The following is a 7523-nucleotide window of genomic DNA, read 5'->3' as shown; positions in this document are numbered from 1 at the left end:
CGGCTCCGAAGAGCAAGTGGCATAGCCGGCGGGCATCACCTTTTCATTCAAGCCGTCGTAGCACACCTGCGTGTTATACGTAGCTGCGTTCGCGCCTCCGTCTACGAAGAAGGGTGAGCCGCTCATGTTGGCCTTGGCGGTCAGGCGTACCCACTTGTATTCCAGCGCGGCGGCCGTGGCGTTGAACGGCGCGTCGCTCGTGATGAACGGCGCATACACGCCCGGAGACGAGGCCGCCGTGGTGCACTGCACCCCCGGTCCGGGGTTGGTCATGCCCAGGCCTGCCAGGTTCTCGTGGCAAAGCTGGGTATCGAAGTACCGGCTGCCGGGCACGGTCGGAGTCACGGTCTCACCGCTGGCCGGGTTGATCACGTACATCACGGAATTGGCCAGGGCGGGCATTCCCGCTGGCCCCACGATCAGGTGCGTGCCGGTGTTGCTCACAGTCAGCCGTTCGCGCACTTCCGCCAGGCCCGCCTGGGCGGCGAAAAAGGCGCGTTGCTGGTCGCGGTAATTGCGGTTGATGCTGGTCTCGGTGTCGGACATGTACATCAACCCGATGGCGATGGCCGAGAGCAGCATGATGGCGAACAGCGCCATTAGCAGCGCCACGCCCCGTTCTTCATGGTTACGATGTCTCTTCATGACGACTCTCCCTAGTTGTTCTGCACCCGGGCCGAAGCGGTCAGCGAGACCGCCGGACGCATCAGCGTCTGCGGGTCTGGCGCCGTCGCCAGCACGTTCATGGTTACCCGGATGGTGCGAATGTTCTTGAGGGCCGTTGGATTGGTGTTGATGTCGATGGGAAGGGTTACCGCCAGGCCGTTGCGGTCGAAAGCCTGGAAGACCGGCAGCGACCGGTACGGTCCATACACGGTGTCGTTGGAGATCTGGACCACGCCGGTTGCGGTCGCGAAGGGGCTGGTTGCGGAACACCCGCCGCCCACAGGATTGGGAAAACAGATGGACCGCGAACCGTTGGGCCCGCTTCCCCCCGAACCGCCGCTGTTGATGATATTGCCCACGATGCTGAAATAGTTGGTCGGCTGGCTCAAGGGTGAGGTTCCGTTGATCTTGATCACCTGGCTGCGCCGGATGGTGCAAGGGCAGTTGCCGCCCGTGCCGGTCACCAGCGTGTAGCGGATGCTGTCCACCTGGCCGTCTCCATCGATGTCCGACTCGAAGAGCAGGTCGGTGTTCCTCACCAGAACGAGCCCCGCCGCCACTCGTCTGTCGTTGATCTTGGGGCTCATGGTGATGGCCGCCGGCTCGTACAGCCTTTGCCCCGGATATCCCGCCTGGTGCAGGTCGCGCACGAACCGGTCCATGAAGTTGCGCGCTTCCTGGAACACGTCCAGCTTGGCTTCTTCGGTGCGGAACCGCTGTTGCACCCGGATGATCTCACGGAAGACCACGCCCATCACGATGGTCAGGATGGCGATGACCGTCAACAGCTCGATCAGCGAGAAGCCTCGCTCCTTCTTTGCCTGATTGTGTGTCATGGCATCTGCCTCGCTAGAAACCTGCAATCGTGCGCAGCGTCACCGGGGGAGTGAAGTACTGCAGTTGCTGCGGTCCTCCGGCGCGGGCGCCGATCTGCCGCGTCGATACCGTCACCAGCTTGGAGAACGCGCTGATGCGCCGTATGTTCCAGCGCACGTCGTATGTGGCTTGCGTGCCCGCGGCTCCGCAGGCCACGAATTCCATCTTGTAGCCCACGGGAACGTTGGCGTAGAGCTGGGTGAAATTAATGCTGCCGGTCGTGGCATCCACGCTGGCGCCCGCCTGGTCGTTCACATTCGGCCCCACCGCGGTCGCGATCGTCCAGGTTTGCGGTCCGCCCGCCGCAGTCGGCCGGCAGTCCACCACCGTCATCGGGGCGCCCACCACCACCGATTGCGCCGCCACTGTCTCCGTCACCATCTGAGACAGCGCCGTGGCCGTAGTGTCCAGCTTGTTGCGGTTGTTGGAGGCAATGGCGGTCGAGATCAGGATCATGGTCGCCATGAACCCTACCGTCATCACCAGCATGGCGATCATCAGCTCAATCAGCGACAGGCCCGCCTCACGCGGGCGTACGGCTCTGCGATTGCGAGCACGCATCATGCCTCCTATTGCCAGCGGCTACCGCTCCAGATCCAGGTGCGTACGCGCCCGCTGGGCGAAACCGTGATGGCGGCGTAACTCGTGGGGTTCCAGTTGTTCATCTGGTACAGATAGTAGACGAAGCCCACCCGCTGCCCTGCGTAGGTGGTGGCACAGCCTCCGGCGAAGTCCCAGTAGCAGGGATTGCCCTGGGCGTCGAAGCCCATCGCCCACCACAGGTTCTGCGCCACAAAATCCAGTTGCATGGTGCTGGTGTCCGGTCCCGACCCGTACCACATGTTCGTGGGCATTTGTGCCACCACATCGCGCTCACTGGGGTCGATCGACCAGTTGGCGGGGTTGTCTTCCACGAATGTGGTCACGTAGTAGTAGCTGCCTGTCCAATTCCAGGTGAAACCGAGCTTCTCGATCCGGTTGTTGTTCAGCGCCTTCATGCGCACGCGCTGCAGCATCTGGGCTTGCGCCGTGGCCGCCGAACGCAGCCGGAAGTTGGCATACGCCTGCATCACGTTGGGTGCGGCGATGGCGCTCACCACCATGATGATCACCACCACAATCAACAGCTCGACCAGCGAGAATCCAGCCGACTGTCTGCGCAACTTGCTCGTTTTCATGGGTAACAATCCCTCTGCGCGCCCCCTTCTCCCGGGCGCAGCGCTTGCCATACCGGCACCGAGCCGGTTCTGGCCCGCGATGTTAGCACTACTGCACTCCGGCTTCCACCTTCCGCCCGGTGACCGTCATGTCCTTGGTAAACAGAGACTTGAATGGCGATTCAAGGGCCCCTAAACACTGTCCCCATTCGACAATTCTGTTACATTTCGTAACGTTTTTGGAAGATTACTTCCGTTGCTGGCCTTCTGGACTTGCCGGCATCCCCGCCTGGACAATCGCCACCCAGCTTGTCCCCACTTGTTGCCACACCCCCAGCATCCGCCAAGGACCTTGGCCGATCGGCTCCCCGTTCACGGTTCCCTGCACAGATATGGTGTAGGTCACTACCATGTCGTTGCCGTTGGGAGTGACCTGCATCTCACCGATGGAATAGTCGGTGATTTCCACGCCCTTGAGGAACTCCATCTGGGCCGCGCGGTCGCGCGTCCCGGTGGGCACAACCACCACCAGGTTTGATCCCAGATGCCGCTCTACCTCCGGCCAGTTGCGCGCCTTGATCTCCTGCCACAACAGGCGCTCGAACTGCTCGGCTCCGGTGGCGCTGTTCCAGGTGGCCGGCTGCTTTTCCTTCCACATGGTGCAGCCGCCGAGCACCAGCACGACGATCAGTGGCAGCGCAAGCGGGGTGGATTTCGGCATGCGCCAGATTCTACTCCGCGTGCTGCGGAAAAAAGAACGGCCGCCCACTGGGCGGCCGTTCGGTGGAATACTTTGCCTAGTCCCCGTAGACCTCTTCCTTCTCCTCTATCGTCTCCGCCGGCGCCGGGGCGGGTGTGCTGGCCAGCGAGTTGAGCGGCACAAAGTTGGCCGTATCCGGGGTCTGCTCTTTCAGCACCACTTGGCGATACAGCTTCGCCATGCGGGCGTTCTCTTCTTCTTCGTGCAGCTTGGCCGCCCGTGCGCGCAGCTTCTCTTCCCGGGCATTCTTGGCGATGCCCAGCCGGTCGAGATCGTGCTGCTCGTCCGCGTTGACGTGCTCCTGGTTGAGCCGCAGCAACTGCTGCTCGGTGGTTTCCAGGTTCACTTTCTTTCCGCCGGCGAAGATCTCATGCCGCCCGTGCTCTTCGTACCAGCGGGTGAGGGTGGCGGTCATATGCATCTTCTCGATGATGTTGCGCCAGCCGATGCCCGTGTTATAGGCACAGAAGCTGATTTCGCCTTCCTGGGTGGCGTACGGGATGATGCACTGCTCGGTGCGCCGGAAGTCGTAATTGAACAGGTCCTGGAACCACATGCCGGCCACGAACAGGATGTTCCAGCGGTCCTTGCGGCGCCGCTCGATATCCTCCTTCGTGCGCTCGCCGGTGACTTTGCCGTACTTCCTGCCGGCCTGCGCCTTCTTGGTGGCGCCGAAGCCCTTATCGAACTTCATCAGCAGATCGAAGATGGTGAAGTGGGTGGTGGTCTTGAACGGGTTGTAGTTGCGCATCACCGCCAGCGCCATGCCCAGCAGCGACAGTCCACGGCCGCGGCCGGCATCGGTGATGCGGCCCACGTCCTTGGCCAACTGGTCCACGTTCAGGAATGAGGTTAGCGGCGCGGCTTCCTTGGTTTCCTTGTCCACCATGATCGCCATGCCCACCCCGCAGTTGGGGTGGCAGCCGCAGCTCATCTGGCCCCAGCTCGCCTCCGGCCCGTGCACCAGGTCGGCCCAGTCGGAGAAGGTGGAAAGAAAGCTGATGGGGAACCAATCGCGGGCCGGTTCGCCCAGCCCGGTCTGGTTCTTCACGTCGTGCGCCAGGTGGCTGAGGGTGTAGCGCTGCGCCATGCGCCGCTCGTCGGTAATGGCCTCGTCGCGGCCGGTAAAGCTGACTGGCTGGAACGACAGGAAGGAGATGACCTTCGGGTTCTCCAGCCCGAACTGCACCAGCTTGCCCACCTGTTCGTTGTTGATGCCGTTGATGATGGTGGTGACGGGCACGATCTCCACTCCCGCCTTCACCAGGTTCTCGATGGCCCGCAGCTTCACGTCGAACAGGTTGCCCACTTTGCGGTGCGCATTGGCGCCGTTGCCGATGCCGTCGAACTGCAGGTAGGCATAGCGCAGACCCGCTTCCGCCGCTTGCTCGCAGAACTCGTAACTCTTGGCGAACTCGATTCCATTGGTGGCCGCCTGCACGCTGTTGTAGCCCACCTTGCGCGAGTACCGCACCGCGTCCAGGAAGTAGGGCGAGAGCGTGGGCTCGCCGCCCGAGAACTGCACCGACATCTGCCGCTTGGGCTTCAGCGAGATGGCGTTGTCCAGCACCGTCTTGATCTCTTCCCAGGTCAGCTCATGCACAAAGCCCACCTGGTTGGCGTCCATGAAGCAGGGGTCGCACATCATGTTGCAGCGGTTGGTCAGGTCCACGGTCAGCACCGCGCCCCGCCCGTGCTTGATGGTGGAAGAACCGTGGTGATGCAGGTGTTCGTCGGCGTGGGCGCGCATGTCCCGTCCCGGGAACATCTCCTCCAGGTGCCGATAGAACGCGGTATCGATGGACATGATGTCCTCGAAGTGACCGTGCTTGGGGCAGTCCTTGATCATCCAGATCTTGCCGTCGCGCTCCACGATCTGCGCCTTGATCTCGCCTACGCGCTCGTTGAGCAGCACCTCGTGCGGCAGTTTGCCGTCCAGGATCTGCTGCCGGATCTCCGGCACGCACCGCGGGCACAGTGAATCGGTGGTGCGCGGCCAGCCCAGTGGCGGCTTGGTCTTCTGATAGGACTTCAGGATGGGCTTCTCCGACCACCGGGGGGTGAAGGAGGGATTCGGGTTGTACTGGTTCAGCCAGTCGTACACTTTCCAGCCGCACTTGGCGGCCGTGGTCAACCCGAACTCGACGAACTTGATCGGCTTCATCGTGTGCGTTTCTCCCTACCGAGTTTGTGCGCCCACCGGTACACTTTGACGCCCGAGGACACAGTCCTCCGGCGTCACTAATCCTTCAGGCTACAAGCACTTGCGTTCCCTCCCACCAAGAAACCCCGGAAAGGTGCGAAATCGCGGCTCAGTGGCAGGCTTGTGCATTGAACGGTGCGCTGCGCTTGTCTGCTAACCCCTGCGGAATCAACAAGAAAACCTGTTTCGCCGGGTCGTCTCATCAGCCCCCGACGACGAAGCGCGCATTCTAGCAGACCGCTACCTCCCACGTTGAAGGAATTTGCTATTCTGCTGTGGTTCCTGACAACTCGGGATCTAACCCCCTTCATGTCCAGTACTCACTCCAATCTGTTCGTCACTCTCCACGGGATTCCGTTGCGTATCGAGCTGCGCTGGCCGTTCCACCGCGCCACCTCCGGCGCCGATTTCTACGTACTGCACGGTGCGGTGAACCTGGAAGACGGCAGCGGTCTCAAGGCGCAGGCTTCCGCCAATCTGACGCTTACCTTGGCCGAAGAGCTGCCGTCGCTCGAGCCCGTTCACGCGGAATCTCTGGTCGTCAACGCCATCCGCAAGACGGTGGACAACGGCCAGCTCGAGTTCCTCAAGTCCGCCAAGCTGCAGCCGGTCGAGGTTTCGACGCGCTACTATTCTTTCCGCGAGAAGATTGTCCGCTTCCCGGCGCAGAAAGAAGAAGACGTGCGCGGCTTGCTGCGCCGCAAGGTGTATTGGCTGGGCGTTCGGCTGGGCGCTCCCACGGTCTGGCTCGCTGACCCGCACGACGCCAGCTATGTGAACCATCCCGTGGAAAAGCTCTTGCAACTGGCCGCGCCTCTGGCCGCCGACGGCCTCATCCGCCTGGAGGGCGAATACGCCACGCCCACCGACGCGCTTGCCGCCATGCAGGAAACCTTCCAGCACGAGTTGCAGGCCGGCCTGGCTCGTACCAAGGCGCAGTTCAATCCCTCAATGGTCACTTCCTGAGCCCATGAGCTACGCCACCATCGCCGATATGGCTCAGGACTTTGCCCAGGGCGCCGTGGATATCGCCCGTGAGTTCGAGGTCGAGCTGGATTACAGCGAGCAGAGCCTGGAGCGCGTCGAGTTCATCCTCGCCCGCCTGCACGACGAGCTGCGCGGCGGCCCGCCGGGCGTTTCCTCGCCGGATGCGCTCGCTCCTCCCGCCGACCAGATGGAGTTGATGTGCAAGCTTTGGGGCGGCTACCTGGGCGAGGTCGTCCGCCGGCGCTGGGGTGGCGAGTGGAGCGTGGAAACCTATCCCGGCGCCCTGTTCGCCACCCTCACGCTCACCATCGGCACCGCCAAGCTCTTCCCATCCATCAAGGTCTACCGCCGCCTCACCGAAGGCGAGCCCGACAACATCTGGACCTTCTACCAAGCCGTCCGCGAAAAACTGGAAGCGATGCCCGGTACCTCCGTGCAGTAGGCCTCGTTCTGGCTCGCCGATTTCTTCGAATCTTTCGAAAATCATTCAATCGGAGAATCCTTGCGCCCCCGGCGCATGCGGGGTACAACGGTGCTCGGAACGCAGCATGAAACCCGCTGACCTTTTCCGCTGGGAAGGCAAAGTCGATCGCGGCGCCTATACCCTGGTCGGCCTGGTCGGATTCGCCATCAAGCACAACCTCGACCGCATCGTGGCCTCCTGGGTCTTCCACAAGCAGTGGGGCATCTTCAACTACTACGTCCCGCCGGGACAGGCGCTGCACATCACCTCGCTGTCGCGAGAGGAAGCTCTGTTCTTCCTCACCATGCTGGCGCTCTCGCTGCCCTTCATCTATGTAGGCATCGGGATGACGCTCAAGCGCCTGCGCTCCGCCGGGCTGCCGGAGTGGCTGGTGGTGTTGTTCTTCGCGCC

The 7523-nt window shown here is 62.4% G+C and carries 9 protein-coding genes; 3 read left to right on the top strand and 6 right to left on the bottom strand.

From position 1 onward, the window contains the following. From VLE48_03135 to VLE48_03110, 6 genes are all read right to left on the bottom strand, one after another. Nucleotides 1-645: pilus assembly PilX N-terminal domain-containing protein (locus tag VLE48_03135; protein ID HSA91979.1), on the bottom strand; the 645-nt coding region annotated here is incomplete at its 3' end. Nucleotides 646-656: 11 nt separating this feature from the next. Further along, complete coding sequence (locus VLE48_03130; GenBank protein HSA91978.1) at nucleotides 657-1502, bottom strand: type II secretion system protein; 846 nt, start codon at nucleotides 1500-1502, stop codon at nucleotides 657-659. Between the two features lie 13 nt (nucleotides 1503-1515). Beyond that, nucleotides 1516-2106 (bottom strand): prepilin-type N-terminal cleavage/methylation domain-containing protein, encoded by a 591-nt coding sequence (locus VLE48_03125; protein HSA91977.1) that lies wholly within the window; start codon nucleotides 2104-2106, stop codon nucleotides 1516-1518. Nucleotides 2107-2111: 5 nt separating this feature from the next. Then, complete coding sequence (locus tag VLE48_03120; protein HSA91976.1) at nucleotides 2112-2720, bottom strand: prepilin-type N-terminal cleavage/methylation domain-containing protein; 609 nt, start codon at nucleotides 2718-2720, stop codon at nucleotides 2112-2114. A gap of 226 nt (nucleotides 2721-2946) precedes the next feature. Beyond that, entirely contained in the window at nucleotides 2947-3420 is a 474-nt protein-coding gene (locus VLE48_03115) for a nuclear transport factor 2 family protein (protein ID HSA91975.1), read from the bottom strand. A 76-nt stretch (nucleotides 3421-3496) separates the two neighbouring features. Continuing rightward, nucleotides 3497-5623, bottom strand: coding sequence for a radical SAM protein (locus VLE48_03110; protein HSA91974.1), 2127 nt, complete (start codon nucleotides 5621-5623; stop codon nucleotides 3497-3499). Between the two features lie 348 nt (nucleotides 5624-5971). On the opposite strand from VLE48_03110, the gene VLE48_03105 reads away from it, so the two are divergent. From VLE48_03105 to VLE48_03095, 3 genes are all read left to right on the top strand, one after another. Beyond that, entirely contained in the window at nucleotides 5972-6628 is a 657-nt protein-coding gene (locus VLE48_03105; GenBank protein HSA91973.1) for a hypothetical protein, read from the top strand. A 4-nt stretch (nucleotides 6629-6632) separates the two neighbouring features. Next, entirely contained in the window at nucleotides 6633-7091 is a 459-nt protein-coding gene (locus tag VLE48_03100) for a hypothetical protein (GenBank protein ID HSA91972.1), read from the top strand. Between the two features lie 106 nt (nucleotides 7092-7197). Further along, nucleotides 7198-7523 (top strand): hypothetical protein (locus VLE48_03095; GenBank protein ID HSA91971.1); only part of this gene is annotated, 326 nt, incomplete at its 3' end.

The sequence above is a fragment of the Terriglobales bacterium genome (assembly GCA_035454605.1).
In the GTDB taxonomy this organism is placed as follows: Bacteria; Acidobacteriota; Terriglobia; order Terriglobales; family Acidobacteriaceae; genus DATMAB01.
Note: the sequence above shows the minus strand (reverse complement) of the source record. Positions and strands in the feature narration are given on the sequence as shown.

Excerpts from the sequence above, each read along its gene's own strand:
- VLE48_03130 (HSA91978.1), bottom strand. The coding sequence starts at position 1,502 with ATGACACACAATCAGGCAAAGAAGGAGCGAGGCTTCTCGCTGATCGAG.
- VLE48_03125 (HSA91977.1), bottom strand. The coding sequence starts at position 2,106 with ATGATGCGTGCTCGCAATCGCAGAGCCGTACGCCCGCGTGAGGCGGGC.
- VLE48_03120 (HSA91976.1), bottom strand. The coding sequence starts at position 2,720 with ATGAAAACGAGCAAGTTGCGCAGACAGTCGGCTGGATTCTCGCTGGTC.
- VLE48_03115 (HSA91975.1), bottom strand. The coding sequence starts at position 3,420 with ATGCCGAAATCCACCCCGCTTGCGCTGCCACTGATCGTCGTGCTGGTG.
- VLE48_03110 (HSA91974.1), bottom strand. The coding sequence starts at position 5,623 with ATGAAGCCGATCAAGTTCGTCGAGTTCGGGTTGACCACGGCCGCCAAG.
- VLE48_03105 (HSA91973.1), top strand. The coding sequence starts at position 5,972 with ATGTCCAGTACTCACTCCAATCTGTTCGTCACTCTCCACGGGATTCCG.
- VLE48_03100 (HSA91972.1), top strand. The coding sequence starts at position 6,633 with ATGAGCTACGCCACCATCGCCGATATGGCTCAGGACTTTGCCCAGGGC.